General features: G+C 43.7%; 16 protein-coding genes. 6 read left to right on the top strand and 10 right to left on the bottom strand.

The genetic code is table 11. From position 1 onward, the window contains the following. Nucleotides 1-89: 89 nt before the first annotated feature. Nucleotides 90-1,346 carry a carboxynorspermidine decarboxylase gene (locus IPZ60_RS04660; RefSeq protein WP_194196686.1) on the bottom strand — a complete coding sequence of 419 codons (1,257 nt, stop codon included), beginning with the start codon at nucleotides 1,344-1,346 and terminating at the stop codon, nucleotides 90-92. A gap of 86 nt (nucleotides 1,347-1,432) precedes the next feature. On the opposite strand from IPZ60_RS04660, the gene IPZ60_RS04665 reads away from it, so the two are divergent. Next, on the top strand, nucleotides 1,433-2,098 hold the full coding sequence (locus IPZ60_RS04665; RefSeq protein WP_194196687.1) for a DUF924 family protein: 666 nt from the start codon (nucleotides 1,433-1,435) through the stop codon (nucleotides 2,096-2,098). A 224-nt stretch (nucleotides 2,099-2,322) separates the two neighbouring features. On the opposite strand, the gene IPZ60_RS04670 is transcribed toward IPZ60_RS04665, so the two are convergent. Both IPZ60_RS04670 and lpxB read right to left on the bottom strand, forming a co-directional pair. Beyond that, nucleotides 2,323-3,198, bottom strand: coding sequence for a ribonuclease HII (locus IPZ60_RS04670; RefSeq protein ID WP_194196688.1), 876 nt, complete (start codon nucleotides 3,196-3,198; stop codon nucleotides 2,323-2,325). A 72-nt stretch (nucleotides 3,199-3,270) separates the two neighbouring features. Further along, nucleotides 3,271-4,560, bottom strand: coding sequence for a lipid-A-disaccharide synthase (lpxB, locus tag IPZ60_RS04675; RefSeq protein ID WP_194196689.1), 1,290 nt, complete (start codon nucleotides 4,558-4,560; stop codon nucleotides 3,271-3,273). Between the two features lie 434 nt (nucleotides 4,561-4,994). Here lpxB and IPZ60_RS04680 point away from each other — a divergent pair, with 434 nt between their 5' ends. Then, nucleotides 4,995-6,077 (top strand): 3-deoxy-7-phosphoheptulonate synthase, encoded by a 1,083-nt coding sequence (locus IPZ60_RS04680; RefSeq protein WP_194196690.1) that lies wholly within the window; start codon nucleotides 4,995-4,997, stop codon nucleotides 6,075-6,077. A 113-nt stretch (nucleotides 6,078-6,190) separates the two neighbouring features. Here IPZ60_RS04680 and pepN read toward each other — a convergent pair whose 3' ends face one another. Next, nucleotides 6,191-8,833, bottom strand: a complete 2,643-nt coding sequence (pepN, locus tag IPZ60_RS04685; protein ID WP_194196691.1) for an aminopeptidase N — start codon at nucleotides 8,831-8,833, stop codon at nucleotides 6,191-6,193. 260 nt (nucleotides 8,834-9,093) lie between these two features. Between pepN and IPZ60_RS04690 the strand changes: the two genes are divergently transcribed. From IPZ60_RS04690 to IPZ60_RS04700, 3 genes are all read left to right on the top strand, one after another. Beyond that, nucleotides 9,094-9,717, top strand: coding sequence for a DUF6231 family protein (locus IPZ60_RS04690; protein ID WP_194196692.1), 624 nt, complete (start codon nucleotides 9,094-9,096; stop codon nucleotides 9,715-9,717). Between the two features lie 150 nt (nucleotides 9,718-9,867). Then, a complete protein-coding gene (gene pal / locus IPZ60_RS04695; RefSeq protein ID WP_194196693.1) occupies nucleotides 9,868-10,386 on the top strand; it encodes a peptidoglycan-associated lipoprotein Pal in 519 nt (172 codons plus the stop codon). Nucleotides 10,387-10,514: 128 nt separating this feature from the next. After that, nucleotides 10,515-11,285, top strand: coding sequence for a 4'-phosphopantetheinyl transferase superfamily protein (locus IPZ60_RS04700; protein ID WP_227669222.1), 771 nt, complete (start codon nucleotides 10,515-10,517; stop codon nucleotides 11,283-11,285). 145 nt (nucleotides 11,286-11,430) lie between these two features. On the opposite strand, the gene IPZ60_RS04705 is transcribed toward IPZ60_RS04700, so the two are convergent. Beyond that, entirely contained in the window at nucleotides 11,431-12,336 is a 906-nt protein-coding gene (locus tag IPZ60_RS04705; RefSeq protein WP_194196694.1) for a hypothetical protein, read from the bottom strand. Between the two features lie 602 nt (nucleotides 12,337-12,938). Between IPZ60_RS04705 and IPZ60_RS04710 the strand changes: the two genes are divergently transcribed. Continuing rightward, nucleotides 12,939-13,697, top strand: coding sequence for an IclR family transcriptional regulator (locus IPZ60_RS04710; protein ID WP_194196695.1), 759 nt, complete (start codon nucleotides 12,939-12,941; stop codon nucleotides 13,695-13,697). A gap of 351 nt (nucleotides 13,698-14,048) precedes the next feature. Here IPZ60_RS04710 and mmsB read toward each other — a convergent pair whose 3' ends face one another. The 5 genes from mmsB to IPZ60_RS04735 all read right to left on the bottom strand — a co-directional run bounded on the left by mmsB (nucleotide 14,049) and on the right by IPZ60_RS04735 (nucleotide 20,165). Continuing rightward, on the bottom strand, nucleotides 14,049-14,993 hold the full coding sequence (gene mmsB / locus IPZ60_RS04715) for a 3-hydroxyisobutyrate dehydrogenase (protein ID WP_194196696.1): 945 nt from the start codon (nucleotides 14,991-14,993) through the stop codon (nucleotides 14,049-14,051). A gap of 126 nt (nucleotides 14,994-15,119) precedes the next feature. Next, nucleotides 15,120-16,382: an enoyl-CoA hydratase/isomerase family protein gene (locus IPZ60_RS04720; protein ID WP_194196697.1), complete on the bottom strand. Its 1,263-nt coding sequence runs from the start codon at nucleotides 16,380-16,382 to the stop codon at nucleotides 15,120-15,122. A 60-nt stretch (nucleotides 16,383-16,442) separates the two neighbouring features. Further along, nucleotides 16,443-17,225 carry an enoyl-CoA hydratase gene (locus IPZ60_RS04725; RefSeq protein ID WP_194196698.1) on the bottom strand — a complete coding sequence of 261 codons (783 nt, stop codon included), beginning with the start codon at nucleotides 17,223-17,225 and terminating at the stop codon, nucleotides 16,443-16,445. A 93-nt stretch (nucleotides 17,226-17,318) separates the two neighbouring features. Then, nucleotides 17,319-18,479: an acyl-CoA dehydrogenase family protein gene (locus IPZ60_RS04730; RefSeq protein ID WP_194196699.1), complete on the bottom strand. Its 1,161-nt coding sequence runs from the start codon at nucleotides 18,477-18,479 to the stop codon at nucleotides 17,319-17,321. Between the two features lie 201 nt (nucleotides 18,480-18,680). Continuing rightward, nucleotides 18,681-20,165 carry a CoA-acylating methylmalonate-semialdehyde dehydrogenase gene (locus tag IPZ60_RS04735; protein WP_194196700.1) on the bottom strand — a complete coding sequence of 495 codons (1,485 nt, stop codon included), beginning with the start codon at nucleotides 20,163-20,165 and terminating at the stop codon, nucleotides 18,681-18,683. Nucleotides 20,166-20,355 lie beyond the last annotated feature (190 nt).

Here is a 20,355-nt window from a genome sequence, read left to right on the forward strand (position 1 = left end):
TTTAATCTCTTTTTGGCAAAAATTCATGAATAAATATGAATCTTATTAACAATGTAAGCATAACGCTAGCCAACACTCAGTTCTGAAGGTTAAGACAAGCTCGCCTTATATTCCTGATAATCAAACTCACGCTGCACATCAATCGAGCCATCAAGACGACGAATGACGATAGCTGGCATGTTGACACCATTGAACCAATTTTTCTTAACCATGGTATAACCTGCGGCATTGCCAAAAGTAATCTGATCGCCTATCTGTAAATTACTTGGCAAATCGTACTCACCAAAAATATCCCCTGCCAAACAAGAACGACCATAAATGAGTGTACTGTTTATCTCACTTTCGAGAATAGGTTCTGACGTCTCAATCACTGAATGGCCAATAGGAGCGATATCCATTGCTGTATTATTGATGGCGGCAATGGGTGCTGACTCGCGGTAAATCAGTAGATCAAGCATGTGTGCCTCGATAGACGAATCAACCACGGCAAGATGCTTTTCATTGTGCATGGTGTCCAATACGGTCGTGACTAATGAGCCAGCACCATGAATGCTCGCTTCACCCGGTTCAAGATAGACTTGCACGCCATATTGTTCGCTAAATCCTTTTAGTCTTCCAGCGAGCTTTTCCAATGGATAATCAGGCGCGATAAAGTGGATACCACCGCCTAAGCTTACCCACTCTAATTGCGCCAGAAGATCGCCAAACCTGTTTTCAATATCTGCCAGACTCTCACTAAACGCTTCAAAGCTGTCATTTTCACAGTTGTTATGAATCATAACGCCAGTGATGTCACCAAGTACTGCGGTGATTTTATCTTTATCGTGCTCGCCTAGACGACTAAAAGGACGGGCCGGATCAGCGATAATAAACGATGAATTACTGGTTTTTGGATTTAAACGCAGGCCGACAGGAATGTCTTGTGCACGTGCCTGCTCGCCAAAAGCATTGAGCTGCGAGATAGAGTTAAAGATGATTTTATCCGCGTATTCTAATACCTCAGGCATCTCATCTGCACTATACGCCACGCTGTAGGCATGCGTTTCTTTTTTGTCTTTGCTACTCGCGTCATCATTATTGCCAAAAGTCTCATAGCCCAGTCTGACTTCATTGAGCGAGGATGAGGTAGTGCCATGCAAATAAGGCTGCATAATATCGAACACACCCCATGTGGCAAAGCATTTCAGTGCTAATAACGCCTTTGCACCGGACAGCTCGCATAACCGTGCAATGATTTGCATATTGGCAACGATGGCAGCTTCATCGAGTAAGTAGTACGGCGTTGGCACGTTGATAGTCTGGCTGGTAGATTTGTTAAAAGTTGGATTGGTAGACGATGTATTCATGATGGTGCACCCGATAGCATTTGATAACAGTAGCGAATAATATTTTTCGCTATAGTAGACTAAATTTATCATGATTAGAATAGTTTATGGCACTTTCAACCGACTACTCCACCTCGTCAAGTCAAGCCAACTCGGCCCAATTGGATCCAAAAAACATTGATTTGACCCATCTAAATCCTAATGCGCGGGCCGTATTGGACTTTTGGTTTGATACAAACAATGAGCAATATTGGTTTGCACAAAATGATAACTTTGATAGACAAATAAAAAATAAATTTGGCGATATCTGGCAAGCAGCCAAACAGGGTGAATGTGCGACTTGGCGACTTTCAGAGTCATCATTAGACAGCAACAGCTCAATCACTGCTTTGGCGGGACGCTTGGCAGAAATTATCGTATTGGATCAGTTTTCACGTAACTTATGCCGCGGGCAAGTCGGCGCTTTTTCTCAAGATGGTATGGCAGTCGCTTTAGCACAAGAAGCCAGTCAGCAACCGTATTTTGATACGCTACCAATGGCATGGCGTAAGTTCATTATCATGCCGTTTATGCACTCTGAATCGGCAGTTATTCACGAGCGTTATCTGCCATTGTTTGAACAATTGGATGATGCCTATACTTTAGACTTTGAACATCGCCATAAAAATATTATTGAGCAGTTTGGCCGCTACCCTCATCGCAATAATATGTTGGATCGTGAATCAACTTATGAAGAAGAAGTGTTCTTGCAGCAGCCTAATTCATCGTTCTAAGTATTTTAAATTATAAAAGCAAAAGCCACCTGCCTATAAATAAGTAGGTGGCTTTCCATATTTCAATGACAGTATATTTTATGCTTAGGCTATTTTATAGGGGCTTTTAAATACAGCTATAGTTGATTCAGTTTAAAAGAGAGACAAGGCAACCAAGTGTAGATGTATGTGTGATACTTCAAGCGAGGTCAACATTGTCACTCTTTTATAAAGAATTGAATATATTAACTTTCTAGCGCCTTTCTAACGGGTGCAAAGCTACGTCTATGCTCAGATAATACGCCATAAGTTTCAATCGCTTCCATATGGGCACGCGTTGGATAGCCTTTATGTTTGGCAATTCCGTATGCTGGATGCTGTGTATCAAGCACATACATGGCTTCATCACGGCTTACTTTTGCTAAGATACTACCCGCGGCAATACTAGTATGACGAGCGTCGCCCTTTACCCATGCTTGGCAATCGATATTAGCCTGTTCGACCCCACACTTAGTAAGCTTACCAAAGTCCAACTCTGGACAACGATTGCCATCGAACAACACCTCAACTTGTAACGGTTTAACAGCATCTGCCTCGATTTCATGAGCTATGGCAAATTGTTGAGCAACCGCCTCTAATAACGTTTCGGTACATAGGCGCATCCCTAGCATGGTCGCTTGCAAGATGTTGACCTGATCAATCACTGCTGCAGGTATATCAGCGATGACATAGCCTACTGCATATTGCTTCACCAACGGATAAAGAATGTCGCGTTTTTTTTCACTCAACTGCTTGGAGTCTGTCAATATAGACAGCGGCGTACCTGTGAGTGGCTGCTCCTCAATCAGTCCTGACCAAGCGGCAGGCAATATCGCAGCGGCAACATTGACGCTCCCGAGCAAAGGCCCACGCCCTGCTTCATCGATGCCAATTTGTAGCATTGGCTGTGTTAAATTTTGCTGTCTATCTACTGAATATTGAGTGAGAAACTCAGAGATATTGAGTCGCCCAGTCAAATGAATGGGGGCTGCCAATTGGATATATTGACCTTTAATATCAATGCTCTCAATACTCACTTTAATTGGTGTCATTGAGCTGTCGGTACTGTGCTGTTTACTCATAGCGTTGCTGTGTCTTTTTATCAAAATAGTGAAAATATAGCGTGCTTCAATCTGCGGTATTATGCTTATGCATTAGTCTTCATGGTCTTTTTGAATAAACCACTGCTCAATCACGCTATTGGCTGGGTCATGATTACTTTGCTGCTCTAATGACCGTTTAGTAGCGACGAGGTCTTTTAACTGCTCAGCATAAGCTCGCGGTTGCAGTAATCGCATGAGCGTACGGCAGATATTATCGCCACTTGCCTGCTCTTGAATCAACTCAGGGACGATAGCAGTACCCGCCAAGATATTAGGCAGCGCCACATACGGCACTTTTACCAAGCGTTTGGCTATCTGATAGGTGAGCTTATTTAATTGATAAACCACGACCATCGGGCGCTCTAATAGCATCGCCTCTAACGTTGCCGTACCAGACGCTAGCATGACGATGTCAGATGCAGCCATGGCCTGCTGACTGAACGTTGGCTGGCTGTCATCATATACCACGACTATCGCGGCGCGCAGCTGCTCTGAGCGTTGATCAATCACATCTTGCACGATATATTGATGATTCTGATCCACTGTTGGAATGATAAAACACAGCTTTGGATCTAATAGTATTAGCCTTTGAATACCGTCTAGCATCAACGGTAAAATAGCGGTTATCTCTCCGCGTCTAGAGCCTGGCATCACACAAATAAGCTGGCTGACGTCATCAAATCGCTCAATAAAGAACTGCTGCAAGCCATCATTGTGCCAAACCAATTCGCTGCGGCGCTGATTAATCGGTGTCTCTAGTAATGTCTGATCAATGGTGCGTAGTAGCGGATGACCGACACATATCGCTGGGTGATTATGGCGCTCGTAAACAGGTAGCTCAAAAGGAAATAAGCACAGCACCAAATTGGTCGCCGCTTTGATATTATGAATACGTGACTCGCGCCATGCCCAAATAGAAGGACTGACATACTGCACACAAAACACGCCTTTTGGCTTTAGCTTTTTAGAGACTCTGAGATTGAAATCAGGAGCATCAATACCGATGAACCAATCAATATTAGCGGCTTTGAATGCGCTCAACAGCTCACGACGGGCTTTGAGCAAATCAGGCAGTTGGCCCATCACCTCTACCAACCCCATGACTGCCAAACGCGACAAAGGAAAAATACTTTGTAGCCCTTGCGCTTCCATCATGCTGCCGCCCACACCTACCCAAACAATATCATCACGCAAATTGTTCATTTGTTGCATAAAATCCGCACCCAAACTGTCACCTGATACTTCACCTGCGACGATACCTATCACTAATGGCGTCGATTTTAACTCAGGTGTCTGCTCTGTGAGTTCAGTATGTTTATCAGGCGTAGAAAAATCTGTCATGACAAGCTCTCGATATTAAAAAACACAATGTTATAAAGAATAAAAAATAATTATTATGAAATAATGCTGGGGAAATCTACACTAAAATATGGTGATTAATGAGTATTCTCAGTGCTCACTATTTTAGCGTCCTCTCATTTATGTTGTCATCATACGTGACGATGATATAAATAGCTAAGTTAGCTGATAAAAGTAGCATGATATACCTATGAAAAATGACTTAAAATTTCGGTCACTATTTCATAATAGCTAGACGTATAAAGCATAAATCTTACCTCTATTACGCCCAATACAAGACTGATAATAAACAAGTATAACTAAGTTTTGTTTTTATCATTCCAGTTATGAGTCAATAAACTCGCCGACTACCCTTGTCAACTGCCCGTTTTGTCCGCATAATGATTATTCCTATAAATTAGCTAGACGATATAATCATGACGACACCAGCTACCCATAATGCAGATATTGATGACGTGAACATTGAACAATTCATCCCCCTAATCACTCCAAACGAGCTCAAAACTGAGCTACCTTTGTCAGAGAAAGCATATGACACGGTTTTGAAAGGCCGTAATACTATCCAAGACATCTTGGATGGCAAAGACAAACGCTTATTTGTGGTCATCGGCCCTTGCTCTATCCATGATATCAAAGCCGCTCACGAATATGCCGATCGCTTAGCCATATTGGCAAAAGAAATCGAAGACAGTATTTTTGTTGTGATGCGTGTCTATTTTGAAAAGCCGCGTACCACTGTCGGCTGGAAAGGTATGATCAATGACCCTGATATGAACGACAGCTTCGATATCGAAAAAGGTCTACGTACGGCCCGTAAGCTGCTGATTGATCTGAACGAAAAAGGCTTGCCTTGTGCGACTGAGGCATTAGATCCAAACACTCCGCAGTACATGCAGGATTTGATTAGCTGGTCAGCGATTGGCGCACGTACAACTGAGAGCCAAACTCACCGCGAGATGAGCTCTGGTTTGTCATGCCCAGTTGGTTTTAAAAATGGTACTGATGGCGGCATGACAGTCGCAGTGAATGCTATGCAAGCTGTAAAAGCCGGTCATAGCTTCTTAGGTCTATCATCAGATGGCAAAGTCTCTATCATCAAATCTAAAGGCAACCCTTATGCGCACGTAGTATTGCGTGGCGGTAATGGCAAGCCTAACTATGATCAAACGGCTGTCTCTGAAGTTGAAGATGCGCTGGCTGCAGGCAAAACCAGTAGCAAGATTATGATTGACTCAAGTCATGCCAACTCAGGTAAAGACCCATATCTACAGCCGATGGTCATCAAAAACGTCGCTGAACAAATTCAGAACGGCAACAAATCTATCATCGGTATGATGATTGAGAGTCACCTAAAAGGTGGCAATCAAAAACTGACTGCTGATTTGAGCCAGCTTGAATATGGCAAATCTATCACTGATGGTTGCTTAGATTGGGACAGTACCGTCGTTGCGCTACACAATTTACGTGACATGGTAAAAGACGTATTGCCTAACCGCTAACCGTCATTGGCTTATAGTCAATTGCTATAAGCCAGGCATAAAAAATCCCGTCCGACATAATAATGTCGGACGGGATTTTTTATGCTTTCAATTCAGTCACAAGGTCATTTAGCCTACTCGCTCGCTGCACCTAACACACTGTTTAAACTCTCAAGCACATGCTTAGATGAGACTTGCTGCTGCAACTCAAGCAACTGATCATGCGCCATCTGACGATGTGATTCGGCCAATGTATTCCAACGTGCCAGCACTTGCAGCAAACGCGAGGCCAAGACAGGATTGGCATCATCTAGCTTTTTGATCACACCTGTATAGAGACTCAACCCTTCTGCTGTCCACAACGCTGTTGGCTGTGACGTAAAGGCACTGATGACCGAACGTACGCGATTGGGCGTATTCCAATCAAAATCAGTATGAGCAATCAACGACTTGATAGCATCAGCCGTGACAGTATCAGCGGACGCTTGCACACTGAACCATAAATCAATGACCAAATCATTGCCGTTAAAGCGCTCATAAAAATCGGCTAAATAAGCATCAGCATTTGCTACCTGATGATTGACCATCACTTTTAGTGCACCGAAACGCTCGGTCATACAGCTGGCATTGTCATACTGCTGCTGCGCCCATACTGCTGCATCTTCAATTTTGGCCGTTAGTGCCATGTCTAACACCACATTACGTAGCGCACGAGTACCACGTGCCTCAGGGCTGTCTTCATAAGACTGCATCGGTAGCTGCTTATAAAGTGCTGCCCACTGATCCTTTAAGGAATCTGCTACCAGTTGGTACAAGCCTTCACGCTGTGATTTCACCAACGCTGGATCGTAATCTTTGTGAATAGCAGACGCTAACTCTTGTGCTGATGGAATATCGAGCAAACGTGCTGCCAACATAGCATCTTCAATTGCCAATTCAGGCAATGTCTGAGCCAATGCGCTTAGATAGACGTCAGGACTGCTCTTCAATCCTTGGCCTTGTAGCAGGATACGATTGACGAGCATCTGTGTTACTTGCCAGCGATTAAAACCATTGGTTTCATGCTTGAGTAAAAACGCCAAGTCTTCATCTTGATAATCATAATTAAGCTGTACTGGCGCACTGAAGTCACGCAGTAGTGACACGACTGGTTCACTAGACACATTCTCAAAGGTGAATGATTGTGTTGCTTGATCGAGCAATAATATACGTTCGGCGATGATATCGCCAGAGTCTTGATCAAACAGTGCCGTCGCTACCGGAATAGGTAATGGTTTTGGTGCATCAAAGCCACTGACACGGCGAGTTTGCTGACTCAAAGTAATGGTTATTGTTTGTGCTGCACTGTCATAGCTTTGATGGCCAGAGACCACTGGTGTGCCTGGCTGACGATACCAATCTATAAAGTTTTCAATCTTGCTATCAGTGATACTCAGCGCAGACAAGAAGTCCTCAACGGTCACAGCTTGCCCATCATAACGGCGGAAATACTCATCAGTGCCCTTGCGGAAATCATCAGGCCCTAACGTATTCGCAATCATACGGACAATTTCAGCGCCTTTTTCATAGACAGTCGTCGTATAAAAGTTATTGATCTCAACGAAACTCTCAGGACGCACAGGGTGTGCAAGCGGCCCTGCATCTTCTGCAAACTGATGCGCGCGCAATGTCGCGACATCGTCGATACGCTGTACAGCACGCGACTGCTGATCTGCTGAAAACGATTGATCACGGTAAACGGTAAAGCCTTCTTTTAGACACAGTTGGAACCAGTCACGACAGGTGATGCGATTGCCTGTCCAGTTATGAAAATACTCATGGGCGATGATGGCTTTGACACTGAAGCTACGTGAGTCAGTCGTTGTCTCTGGGCTAGACAATACACAGGCCGTATTAAAAATATTCAGGCCTTTGTTTTCCATTGCACCCATATTAAATTGGCTGACAGCCACGATCATATAACGATCTAAATCGTATGGCCGGCCATAATTGACCTCATCCCACTCCATAGCATCTTTTAGCGCTTGCATACCGACATCGCATTTATCGATATCGGCAGATTTGGCATATACCTCAAGCTTGACGTCTCGGCCTTCGCTCGTCGTATAAGAGTCTGTCAGTACGTCTAAGTCAGCGACGACACAGGCAAATAGATAGCTTGGTTTATTAGTCGGATCATGCCAGATCGCATAGTGGCGGTCTGGCGCATCGGCCAACTCACCAGACTCAACCAAATTACCATTGGCCAATAGCGTTGGGTAGCGCTTATCTGCCTCCAGACGCGTGGTAAATATCGCTAGCACATCGGGACGGTCTGGATAAAAGGTAATTTTTCGGAAGCCTTCAGGCTCACATTGGGTGACAAACATGGTATCGTCACCACTACCTGCCATATATAAGCCTTCAAGTGCAGTATTGGTCTGCGGGCAGATGCGAACTTGAATCTCTAAAACGACCTCATCAGGTGCATTCGATATTGTCAGTTTGTCAGCGTCTTGCTGATATTGCTCAGCAGTCAGTGTCTCGCCATTCATACTGATAGCAAGCAGCTCTAACGCTTCACCAAATAATACGATATCTCCTGCGGCTTGACGTACCATTTTTAGCGTACTGTCTACCTGCGCAAATCCTTCAAACAACTTGATATTCAAATCAACCGTTTCGACATCAAAGCTTGGTTTTTTATAGTCCTTCAAGTTAATTTTACTCGGTGATTGCGGTGGCACGTCTGGCATATCAGCATTGATGATTTGAGCATCAGTTTCAGCAGTAGACATATAAATTCCTATTATTTTTTATGATATAAATATACAAATGGTATGGGTACAAGAGATTGCTAGACTTATAACTAAATTGACCTGAACGGCCAAATTTCAAGTGCAGGTTTAAAGATTATAGCATCCAGAAGAAATGCAGATACACATGTGATATTTCAAGCGAGGTTAAGACAACTTGTGTTAATCAATCATTGGATAATGATGCTTAAAATGATTTAATAGATTCACTACTGATCACTATTCAATTAACGGCCTATTATATGACAAAGCATGCCTTCCGTCGTTCAGACATTACTTTACCATTACTTATAGATTACGTTGATGCCCTACTACCATCGTTAATGACGCAAGATGACACACCGGAAATGATTGAACAGGTCAACGACATCACTGAATTATTATGGGTAGTACAAGACAAAAATGCACGCACGGCATTAAAGACAGAGCTAAAAGAATATCTCAGTAATAAAGACAGCAATAATGAAATGGAACAGGCTGAAGCGCTACAGATAGTAACGCTGACAGAGCTTACGCAGCAGCAACTGCCTGAACGGTATGAGCTCGCCTGTTTTTGGTTGCCCGCATTATCATCCGAGCTCCTACAGCAATATATTCCACTACTGATGCGCTATCGTGATCTGTATGCTGCGCATCTACTCATCGCACTTGAGAGCAGCATAAGCTTGCAAGCTTATGGCTTTACATCATTTGATATTTTGAACGAGCAGTCTTTAGAGATTAGCTTAACTGATCAAAAAAACTCGCTCGTATCAATAGTAACCACCCTTTGGCAGTTTAATTTATATGACTACAAACAGCTACCGAATTGGCTTAATGCTGACTACTGGGCCAACCCTGAAAACTGGGGCAAGCATCGGTGGTAGTAAGCCTCATATCTATATGTAAATTCTAGAATTATTTACAGTAAAACTAATTACATAAAGTAACATTTAGTATATTATAGATAGCAATTGCCCAAGTATTATCCTAAGCAGTTTACAAAAACAATTTAATTAAAATTTTAGGAGCTCAGCATGTCAAATAACTTTTCTAAGATCGCCGTTCTAACCGTATTAGCAAGCGCAATCGCCATTACTACAGGTTGTGCTACCAAACGTACAAACTCTGAAGTTGTGGTTGCCCCACTAGGTATCCCAGGTGGTCAAGCTGGATATAATGGCTCTGTTTCTATGAACAACTCTAGCGCCGTTATGGCTGGTGCTGAGAACCTACAAGCCGTTGTATACTTCGGCTATGATAGCAGCGAAATCACCGCACAATCAGCCAGTGTTCTGAATCAACATGCAAGCTTGCTTAGCTCAAACCCATCAGCTGGTGTTGTTATCGCTGGTCACACTGATGAGCGCGGTAGCCGTGAATACAACATCGCATTAGGTGAGCGCCGTGCTCAAGCAGCGCGTGACTATCTTGCTGCCCAAGGTGTGTCTACAAATAATATCCGTGTCATCAGCTATGGCGAAGAACGCGCTGCTGCTGCTGGTAACACTGAAGCTGATTATGCACAAAACCGTCGTGCTGAGCTGTCTTACTAAGGGTCGCAAAGCCAATCAGAATCAGACAAGCTTAATTTGATTCATAAAAGCCCAGTGATATTGATATTGCTGGGCTTTTTACGTGTTATTAAGCCAATAAATACAACTCATACCAATCGATATAACTCATGATGCCAACCTTACATCTGACGCAGATTCAATTTACTCAGCTGCAGCCCATGACCTGGTGTGCTACCGCGCAGGTAAGTGAATCTCCATGCCTTACATATCGAGATTTGTGGGGACAATCACCGAGGCGACCAATTGATAACGCTTCGTACTCGTATACTGATGAATGGTACAAACGTAGTTGGCAATACCACATACCACCAGATAATTTATCAGTGCGTGATATCGCTTGTGCCCAACGTCAGCGACAGCGTCTAGGCGTACGCCTGTTATTACAGCAGTTACTGGATAAACTAGCGCTCAGCGATACGTTAGATGAATCCGCATTCCCGTATCGCCTTGTCAAAGGTGGGCACTACGTATGCTTCAGCCATACAGGTGGTAAAAACAAGACAGTCAATACACCTTTAAGTGGCACCGTTGCCGTGGTGATTAGCCCTCATCGTCCTATAGGTGTCGACGTAGAGGTCAATAATATTGCATGGCATGTGGCAAAGCGATTTTACTCAGACAGCGAGATTTCAATCTTGCAATCATTACCCGTGATTCAACGTGACACCATCGCTAAGTTGTTGTGGCAAATAAAAGAAAGCTTTATTAAAATTCATCAATACAAACTGGCTCAAGGTCTAGGAATAGATTATTCCTATCTTATTGATGACTTAATAGATACCAGTAGAGAGCCGTCAGCTTTAACCGTCATAACTGACCATAAGTCACCTTATCAGATTGCCGTTTTAACTATACAACAGACGGTCATTGTTTTTTAGATAAGTGACAATTATATTAATTTAGATAGCGATTATTGTTTTAAACAACGACTGCTACTTTATTTCAGACAAAAAAACGACCCATTTTAGGGTCGTTTTTTGTGCTTACTTTTCTTCTAATGACAGTATTTAAACTGTGATTAGATTAGAAACGGTAAGTTGCACCAACTTTAACAATTGGTAACCACTCTAACCAATCTTTATCTTCAAGCTCTTGCTCAGCTTTTTTAGCAACATCGCCTGCAGTAGTTGTTTGAGTATCACCATTTGAATCTGTATAGCTAACTTCACTGTCTGCATCAACAGCTCGAACAGTTGCGTCAGTTTTACCCATGTAAGCCGCGCCGATTTCACCAAATAGACCGAAGTTATTTGTGATGTTAGGACGGAAACCGATAGTACCATAAGGCGCTAGCTTGTTACGATGCTCGATAGTACCTTCAAGAGTACCAGTTTGAGCAGCATTATATTGCTGGCCGTCAACTTTAAAGAAACCACCATCTGCATTAGCAGTTACATCAATATCGTTGTCAGGTACGATGATACCAGCACCAACTGTGAACCAGTTACCAGTAGGACGTAATTGTACGCCTAGGTAAGGGTTGCTGAAGTCTGCGTCAACATCATAGTTAACATCGCCAGCATCGAAATCACCGCCGAATAGGTCAGCGACATCGCCACCTGCCCAACCAGCTTGCAATTCAGTGTTCTCGTTTAGTGACCAACCGATGTTAGCACCATAACCTAAAGTACCAGCTTCAGCACTTACAGATGCTGGGTTAATAGCGGTGTTGAATAGCGTTTTAGTGCCACCAACGACAGCGCCAGTAGTATTACGGACAGCACCAGCAGTTTTACCGATAACACCAGTGTTAGTAGGTTCTGCTTCATAAGCGACAGCAACTGGCTCAGCTTCATAAGCAACAGCAGCTGGCTCTGCTTCATATACCATTGCATCAGCTTCATCAACAACGATAACTGGTTCAGCAGCGAAAGCAGCAGTTGATGCCATGACAGCAGCAGAGATAGCCGTTAATTTAATAAATTTCATCAATATTCTCCTAAAGAATGTAATAACTCGCCCGTAAAAAAATGATAATTCAAATTTTGATATCAATCATTTTTGTTGAGGAGATTAAAACAATTTTGGCCTTAAAAGTCATCCCTATAGATGCGCTTTTTATTTGCCATTATGTAAAGATTGCATAGGTATTGTAATAATTACTACACCAATCCGTAAAACTTCGAGTTTCTGTTACACAACACTCTTACAGCTACTGAATAGCGTAAACATTGACATTGGACAGCTTAATGTTTATGTAAGGATATTACAAAATATGTCATTATGGTGAACGACCTTTCCACTAAACTCAGTGGCTGTTATATAGCTTATTACTACGGTTTGTTGTACTTTGTGAGTTGTTGTAGCCACTGTTGCTCTGAACAGGTTTTTAGACACATTCATTAATCATACAATTGTTTCTATATAGTATGAGTAGATAGCGTACCTAAGACTTGTCTAAGCTTGATATTGTGCTAAATTAGAAGTAGTTAAGAGTATGGCAATAGCCTGCATATTCTCAACCACCTGTCTGATTGATTAAAACATTATGATATTTCCTGCTGTATTATTTTTATTATTGAGCCATCCATATGCCTAAAGTATCGTCGATTACCCGTGTGTTAGAGATTATCGAAGCTGTGTCTTATGCTTCAAAGCCTCTCTCTCCACTTGAGCTGTCACAGGAATTAGACATTCCTAAACCAACCATGCATAGATTGATCCAGAATTTGGTTGATGAGGGTTTTGTGACCGTCGATATTGGAGGTGGCATCATTCCTGGCAAACGAGTACGCAACTTAAGTGTTGAGCTGTGGCAGCAGCGCCAGTTCTTTAATGAACGACAAATGGTTTTGCACAAATTAGTAGAAGAGGTAAAGGAAACGTGCGGGATTGCTATTCCCTATTATATGGACATGCTCTATACCAACCGTGCACAGACCGCTCTACCGCTACAGATTTATCTGCCCGTAGGTGCCAAGTCACCAATGTGGTGTACCGCTACCGGTAAGCTGTATTTGAGTCAGTTATCTGCTACCAGTCGCAACAAGATACTGCAAAGTCTGCCACTAGATAAGTTCACAAAAAACACCATCGCCGATATCGATGCGTTAAACAAAGAACTGGATCATATTGCTGAAATGGGTGTTGGTATCGACAATGAAGAGTTTATCTCTGAAATGGTAGCTGTGTCCGTCCCTATACTTGATAAAAAGTCGCGCTATCTAGCTTCACTATATATTCATGCGCCAACCGTACGTCTATCTTTGGATGAGCTATTGACACATGTGCCACGACTACAAGCAGCGGCACAAGATATTCAGTCGTTGGTATATGAGCTACAAAGCTAAAGCCGTGACCGTTAAATGACTATCATTAAATGGCTATAATCGAATAACTACAAAAAGGCCTGCGCTAATATCTTAGTGCAGGCCTTTTTATAGGGTTGAACACATCTCTTATAATGTATAGTCGGTGAACTACTAAACCGCTAAGGTGTTACCCTCCTTAGATGTACGACTTGTACAATCTGCAGTCGGTTGCCTTGTACCCATTTTAGAGTTCTTTAACTATATTAAACATACTATTTTGGAGCTAATACCATCCACAAAAATTAGAGAAGCAAGGAAAACGAGTGCAAGTACGACGCATTGTAGACTAAACAAGTTTGACACCGCTAATCGTACTTTTGGGGATTGGTGCTAAGAGAGTACCGAACTGTCATGACGCGCCATGATACTAGAAAAATCCCTATCGCCATTTTCGACTGTATGCGCTTCATATAACTCTGCAGCCTTAGCACCCATCGGCGTATCGACGTTTGTATTCTGAGCGGTTTGCAAGGCCAGATTTAGGTCTTTTTGCATCAGCTTACTCATAAAGCCACCTTGATAACCATTGCTCGATGGTACGTTCTCCATTACTTGCGGGTAAGGATTGTACACTTCTAATGTCCAGTTACGACCTGAGCTTTGTAGCATAATATCTGATAACACTTTGGGATCTAAGCCATTTTTGACACCCAAATTAATCGCCTCTGCTGTCCCAGCCATAAGAATACCTAACAGCATATTATTACAGATTTTTGCGACTTGTCCGGCACCATGCTCGCCAGCATGAAAGATGTTTTTGCCCATGACTACTAGTATTGGCTCTGCTTTTGCAAACGCATCAGCACTGCCACCCACGATGAAAGTCAAGCTGCCTGCAATAGCGCCGCCCGTACCACCGGAGACTGGCGCATCTAAGAACTCTATACCTAGCTTGCTTGCCGCCTCTGCCACGGTCCTTGCATCAGCCGCTGCGATAGTACTGCTGTCAATCACCAATGTGCCCTGTGGTAACTCTGCCAGTAGACCATTAGTTCCATCTTCACCCAAATAGACAGAGTGAACGTGCTTGCCAGCAGGCAGCATACTGATGACGACTTGTGCATTGCTTGCAGCAGCTTTAGGACTATCTGCCACCCTAGCACCTACTTGCTGTAGACGCTGGGTCGCATCCTCAGACAAATCATAGACAGACAATGCATAACCTGCTTTTAACAAGTTCTCCGCCATTGGCGCGCCCATATTACCAAGTCCGATAAAAGCAATGTTTGGCTTCGCACTGCCACTATCAGCAGTATTTACATCCTGTGTATTCATCTCATCATTCCTTGATGGTTATATAGTCAGCATGGCGCACGCTTGTGTTTTGTGTACGTCATGCCATTATGTCATTCAGTGTGGTATGTCTAGTTCGAATAGCACTCAAATGGGTAGTTTAAATTGTTAGCGCACAAACTGGTTGCCTGCTGCTTCATTACCCAACCAATCATCTAAAGGGTGCTCACCTGTCACATAAGGGTTCACAAAATGCTGTTGGATATATGCCTGCCCCTCTGCATTGAGACAATCAGCTAATGAACGCGACCACTGCGGATTTCTATCTTTATCAATCAATAGCGCGCGCACCCCTTCTTTAAAGTCAGGATTGGCCGCACAATGTACAGCGACGTTGGTTTCTAAATATAAAACTTGCTCTAAAGATAAATCAGTGACTTTGTGATAAAGCGCATAGGTCAAAGCGACAGTAACGGGACAACCATGTCGATAAGTGGCGACTGCTCGCTGCGCCCAACTGTCTGCTGCAAAGTCTAAAGGTAACGTTGCTAATGCCTCATCACTTTGCAATATGGCATCTATATCTCCTAAGCCACCACTATTCATCAACTGCTGAATAGGTTGCCAATATTTTGCTAAATTGCTGGCAGGCAACTCCGAGACTGATTGCGCGGCGAGTGCACGGCTAACGATACTATGCGCACTATTGTTATCGCATTTATCCATACTATTAACGGCTGGTTGCCAATCACTCTGTTTTAAACTTTGTATGACGGCATCATAATCACTACTAGCGACGGCATACTCTGCTAAATTGGCCAATAGCGCATCACTACCATTGCACATTGCACCGGTTAACCCTAAAAACAGACCTGTTTTAGCAGGCATATTCTGCAAAAACCAACTGCCAGAGGCATCAGGGAATAGCCCAATAGTCACTTCTGGCATCGCAAAGCGAGTACGTTCAGTGACCAAACGATGGCTACAACCTGCCATCAAACCCATACCACCACCCATGATGATACCGTCGCCCCAAAGGATTAATGGCTTGGCATAAAAATGCATCTGCCGATAGAGGCTGTATTCATGACTGAAGAATTCTGTTGCATAAGGATTCGGTAACGGTGCACTGGTTGACATACTGTCATACAGTTTACGAATATCACCACCAGCACAAAAAGCCTTATCACCTGCTCCTCTTAATACAAGCGCTACTATTTGGGCATCATTTGCCCAAACATCTAGCTGCTGTGCTAATAATTTGCACATATCAACACTCAGCGCATTGAGAGATTTTGGTGTATTGAGTGTCATGACGCCAATCAGATGACCACAATCTGTCGGTTCAGTATTGAATAATACCGACGCTTCTTGCTCTGTGCTTTCTGTGACTTTTTGATTATTATTCGTTGCTGTTATAGCTGCTGTCATAAAAGGTACCTGCAAAAGTTAAAATGAGTAAAACGACTATTAGGACATCTTACCTACAGCCTATTTATTTTGCCAATTCGGTTTGCGCTTCTCTAAGAAAGCTTGCACGCCTTCACGCTGATCGTTGGTATCGAACAACTTAACAAACGCTTCGCGCTCATGGATAAGGTTTTGTGCAGGCGGAGTATCTCTGGCGGCTTGTATAAGCACTTTAGAATAACTGACGGCAACAGGAGACTGTTTAGCCACTTTTTGCGCTAATGCTTGCGCCACTTTTAGTCCTTCTCCTTTGGCAGTAACTTCTTCAACGAGGCCAATACGTAACGCTGTCTCTGCATCAACGCGCTCACCGCATAAAATCATACGTTTTGCCCAGCCTTCGCCAACGAGCCAAGGCAGATTCTGTGTGCCACCCGCACATGGCAGTAATCCCACACCAGTCTCCGGCAATGCCATTTGTGAATGCGCTTCTGCGATACGAATATCACAAGCAAGCGCACACTCAAGTCCGCCGCCCATCGCATAGCCGTTGATGACAGCAATACTGACACCACGATATGCTGATAGCGCCTCAAACGCTTCGCCAAAAGCAATTGCCATGCTGATTGCACGACCTTTATCACTATCTGAAAAATTGTTTAAATCAGCACCCGCTGAAAAGAACTTCTCGCCATCACCATGAATAATCAAAGCATAAATATCATCATTGGCATTGAGGTCAGTCACTAGCTGTTTGAGTGCTGGCAGACTGTCCATCGTCCACGTATGGGCTGGTGGGTTGTTCAATGTCACGGTAGCAGCATGACCGTCAATCGACAGTTTGAGATTGGTATAATCCGTCATAAATAATCCTTTATTTTATCTGAATCGGGTATGGTTAAATGGTTAGCCATTAGGGCGTGTCATCAATTAGATGGAGAATATGCCCTAATACAATTAACGCAATTGATCCAACGCATCGTCCTGTAATAACTGACGCGAGACAATTACTCGCATAATCTCATTGGTGCCTTCCAAAATCTGATGCACACGCAAATCTCGTACATGACGCTCAAGTGGATACTCATTTAGATAGCCATAACCACCGTGTAGCTGTAAGGCTTCATTGGCGACATCGAAGCACAGGTCAGTAGAGAGACGCTTTGCCATTGCGCAGTAGGTAGACGCTTGGACATCATTGTTATCGACTTTGCTCGCTGCTAGATAAAGCATTTGTCGCGCGCTAATGGTCTGGGTCAGCATATCCGCAAGTTTAAACTGTACCGATTGTAAATTAGCAATCTGGCTACCGAATTGGCTACGCTCTTGCACATAGTTGGTCGCCGTCTCTAATGCTGACTGCGCTGTACCAACCGCACAGATACCAATGTTGATACGACCACCATCTAAACCTTTCATCGCAATACGAAAGCCTTGACCTTCCTCACCGATTAAATTCTCTACTGGAACTTTCACATCTTTAAAGCTTATCGTGCGGGTTGGCTGTGCTTTCCAGCCCATTTTATGCTCGTTTTTACCATATTCGATACCAGCACTATTAGCATCTACCACAAAAGCCGAAATGCCCTTTGCGCCTGCGCTGCCTGTACGTGCCATGACGACTAACACATCGGTAGACCCTGCGCCTGAAATGAATGTTTTCTCTCCAGTTAGTACATAATGCTCGCCTTGCTTATCCGCTTTGGTACGCAGAGAAGCCGCATCGGAACCAGCATTGGGTTCCGTTAGGCAATAACTACCCAACCACTCTCCACTCACCATATTGGGTAAATATTTCTGACACAAAGCATCGCTACCATATTCACCTATCATCCAAGCAGTCATGTTATGAATACTCATATAAGCAGCAACGGCAGTATCACCCCATGCAAGCTCTTCGAACACCATGGCAGAGTCTAAGCGTGGTAATCCCAAACCATCATATTCTGGATTGGTATACAATCCTAAAAACCCAAGCTCGCCTGATTTTCTGATGACATCAACTGGGAAATGCGACGTGCGATCCCACTCTGCTGCGTGTGGCTTTAGCTCTTTTTGGGCAAACTGCCGAGCGGTTTGGCGGAAGGCAATTTGGTCTTCGGTCAATGAAAAATCCATGAGGTCATCCTTGTGCGTGCATCGCAAATATGGTGTAGAGAACTTTATAAATCGTCAGTCTAATATTGTTCATATAGTCTTGGCTATACAGTATAGCAGCGGTATAACGACAATCATAAAGTCAGGCTTTGCTAATCATAATTGCTAATCATAATTACTAAGCAGAACCACCGCTATACCGCAAACATATCGAACAAACGATTAAATTGAAATGGTGGTATTGACGCCGCGGCTCGCCTCATCATCAAACCAACGCGCAGTAACAGTTTTGGTTTGAGTATAAAACTGCACGGCTTGCTTACCATACGGACCAAGATCACCAAGCTTACTAGCACGTGAGCCTGAGAATGAGAACATTGGTAGTGGCACAGGAATCGGTAAGTTAATGCCAATTTGACCGACTTGAATGTCTTGTTGGAATTTATGTGCAGCAGCACCTGACTGAGTAAATATCGCCGTGCCATTACCATGTGGATTGGCATTGAGCATCTCAATCGCTTCATCAAGGTCGGCTGCACGCATGATGCACAGTACTGGCCCAAAGATTTCCTGCTGATAAATCTGCATGTCGCTTGTGACGTTATCAAAGATAGTCGGGCCGACGAAGTTGCCTTTCTCATATCCTTCAACAGTAATTCCGCGACCATCCAGAATCAGACTCGCACCTTCTTCTACCCCAGTACCAATCAAATGCTCGACACGGGCTTTTGCAGCAGGAGAAATCAGTGGGCCTAGATCTTTATCATGCTTACCTGCTGATACAACTAGTTTTTCTGCTTTGGCTTTAATGTCATCAATCCACTCACCTGCAGTACCGACCAACACCACCACTGACAGTGCCATACAACGCTGACCGGCAGCACCAAATGCTGCGCCTGCTAGCTGGTTAAGCGTTTGTTCTTTATTAGCATCCGGTAAGATAACACCGTGATTTTTTGCACCCATCATGCACTGGGCACGCTTACCAGATTGACTGGCACGCTCATAGACGTGTTTGCCAACAGCGGTAGAACCGACGAAAGAAACGGCTTTGATATCAGGATGGTCACAAATAGCATCGACGGTAGCTTTTCCGCCATGTACGACGTTTAGCACGCCTTCAGGTACGCCCGCTTCAATCGCTAGTTCAACCAAACGCATGGTGACCATCGGGTCTTGCTCAGACGGCTTAAGAATAAAGGTGTTACCCGTAGCAATTGCCATTGGGAACATCCATAGTGGAATCATTGCTGGGAAGTTGAACGGTGTGATACCTGCACAAACCCCTAGCGGCTGCCAGATACTATAGGTATCAACGCCTGATGCGACGTTTTCAACGAAGTCACCAATCTGTAAGTTTGCAATACCTGCTGCATGCTCGACCACTTCTAAACCACGGAATACGTCACCGCGAGCATCTGCAATCGTTTTGCCTTGTTCAGCGGTCAAAATCCCTGCTAGCTCGTCCATATGCTCGCGTATCAATGCTTGATACTTTAAGAAGATACGGGCACGTGTGGTGATGGGTGTTTTGCGCCACGTTTGAAAGGCGGTCTGGGCAGCGGCAACTGCTTGGTTAATTTCATCGTCAGTCGTTTGTGGAACTTTTGCGATAACTTCTTGTGTGGCAGGATCGGTGATATCAATCCATTCGCTGGTATTAGAATCGACGAATTGACCATTGATGAGCTGCTGAACGTGGTGCATAAGATATCCTTATCTTTTTTGCAAAACCACCATGTGACGGTATAGCAAATTCTCTATAAATTGGCTACGGTGTCAGCCTCGCTTAGTCTACTATTTGTAGTACTTTCACTCGGCTTCCTTGTATCCAAACTATATTGAATAGACCATATTTTGTATTGATCAAAAATTAAATATTCATCAATAGTTACCA

It is taken from the genome of Psychrobacter sp. NG25 (genome assembly GCF_015234355.1).
GTDB lineage: Bacteria > Pseudomonadota > Gammaproteobacteria > Pseudomonadales > Moraxellaceae > Psychrobacter.

Excerpts from the sequence above, each read along its gene's own strand:
- IPZ60_RS04660 (WP_194196686.1), bottom strand. The coding sequence starts at position 1,346 with ATGAATACATCGTCTACCAATCCAACTTTTAACAAATCTACCAGCCAG.
- IPZ60_RS04670 (WP_194196688.1), bottom strand. The coding sequence starts at position 3,198 with ATGAGTAAACAGCACAGTACCGACAGCTCAATGACACCAATTAAAGTG.
- IPZ60_RS04705 (WP_194196694.1), bottom strand. The coding sequence starts at position 12,336 with ATGAAATTTATTAAATTAACGGCTATCTCTGCTGCTGTCATGGCATCA.
- IPZ60_RS04710 (WP_194196695.1), top strand. The coding sequence starts at position 12,939 with ATGCCTAAAGTATCGTCGATTACCCGTGTGTTAGAGATTATCGAAGCT.
- mmsB (WP_194196696.1), bottom strand. The coding sequence starts at position 14,993 with ATGAATACACAGGATGTAAATACTGCTGATAGTGGCAGTGCGAAGCCA.
- pal (WP_194196693.1), top strand. The coding sequence starts at position 9,868 with ATGTCAAATAACTTTTCTAAGATCGCCGTTCTAACCGTATTAGCAAGC.
- IPZ60_RS04730 (WP_194196699.1), bottom strand. The coding sequence starts at position 18,479 with ATGGATTTTTCATTGACCGAAGACCAAATTGCCTTCCGCCAAACCGCT.
- IPZ60_RS04680 (WP_194196690.1), top strand. The coding sequence starts at position 4,995 with ATGACGACACCAGCTACCCATAATGCAGATATTGATGACGTGAACATT.
- IPZ60_RS04665 (WP_194196687.1), top strand. The coding sequence starts at position 1,433 with ATGGCACTTTCAACCGACTACTCCACCTCGTCAAGTCAAGCCAACTCG.
- IPZ60_RS04690 (WP_194196692.1), top strand. The coding sequence starts at position 9,094 with ATGACAAAGCATGCCTTCCGTCGTTCAGACATTACTTTACCATTACTT.
- lpxB (WP_194196689.1), bottom strand. The coding sequence starts at position 4,560 with ATGACAGATTTTTCTACGCCTGATAAACATACTGAACTCACAGAGCAG.
- pepN (WP_194196691.1), bottom strand. The coding sequence starts at position 8,833 with ATGTCTACTGCTGAAACTGATGCTCAAATCATCAATGCTGATATGCCA.
- IPZ60_RS04735 (WP_194196700.1), bottom strand. The coding sequence starts at position 20,165 with ATGCACCACGTTCAGCAGCTCATCAATGGTCAATTCGTCGATTCTAAT.
- IPZ60_RS04725 (WP_194196698.1), bottom strand. The coding sequence starts at position 17,225 with ATGACGGATTATACCAATCTCAAACTGTCGATTGACGGTCATGCTGCT.
- IPZ60_RS04720 (WP_194196697.1), bottom strand. The coding sequence starts at position 16,382 with ATGACAGCAGCTATAACAGCAACGAATAATAATCAAAAAGTCACAGAA.
- IPZ60_RS04700 (WP_227669222.1), top strand. The coding sequence starts at position 10,515 with ATGATGCCAACCTTACATCTGACGCAGATTCAATTTACTCAGCTGCAG.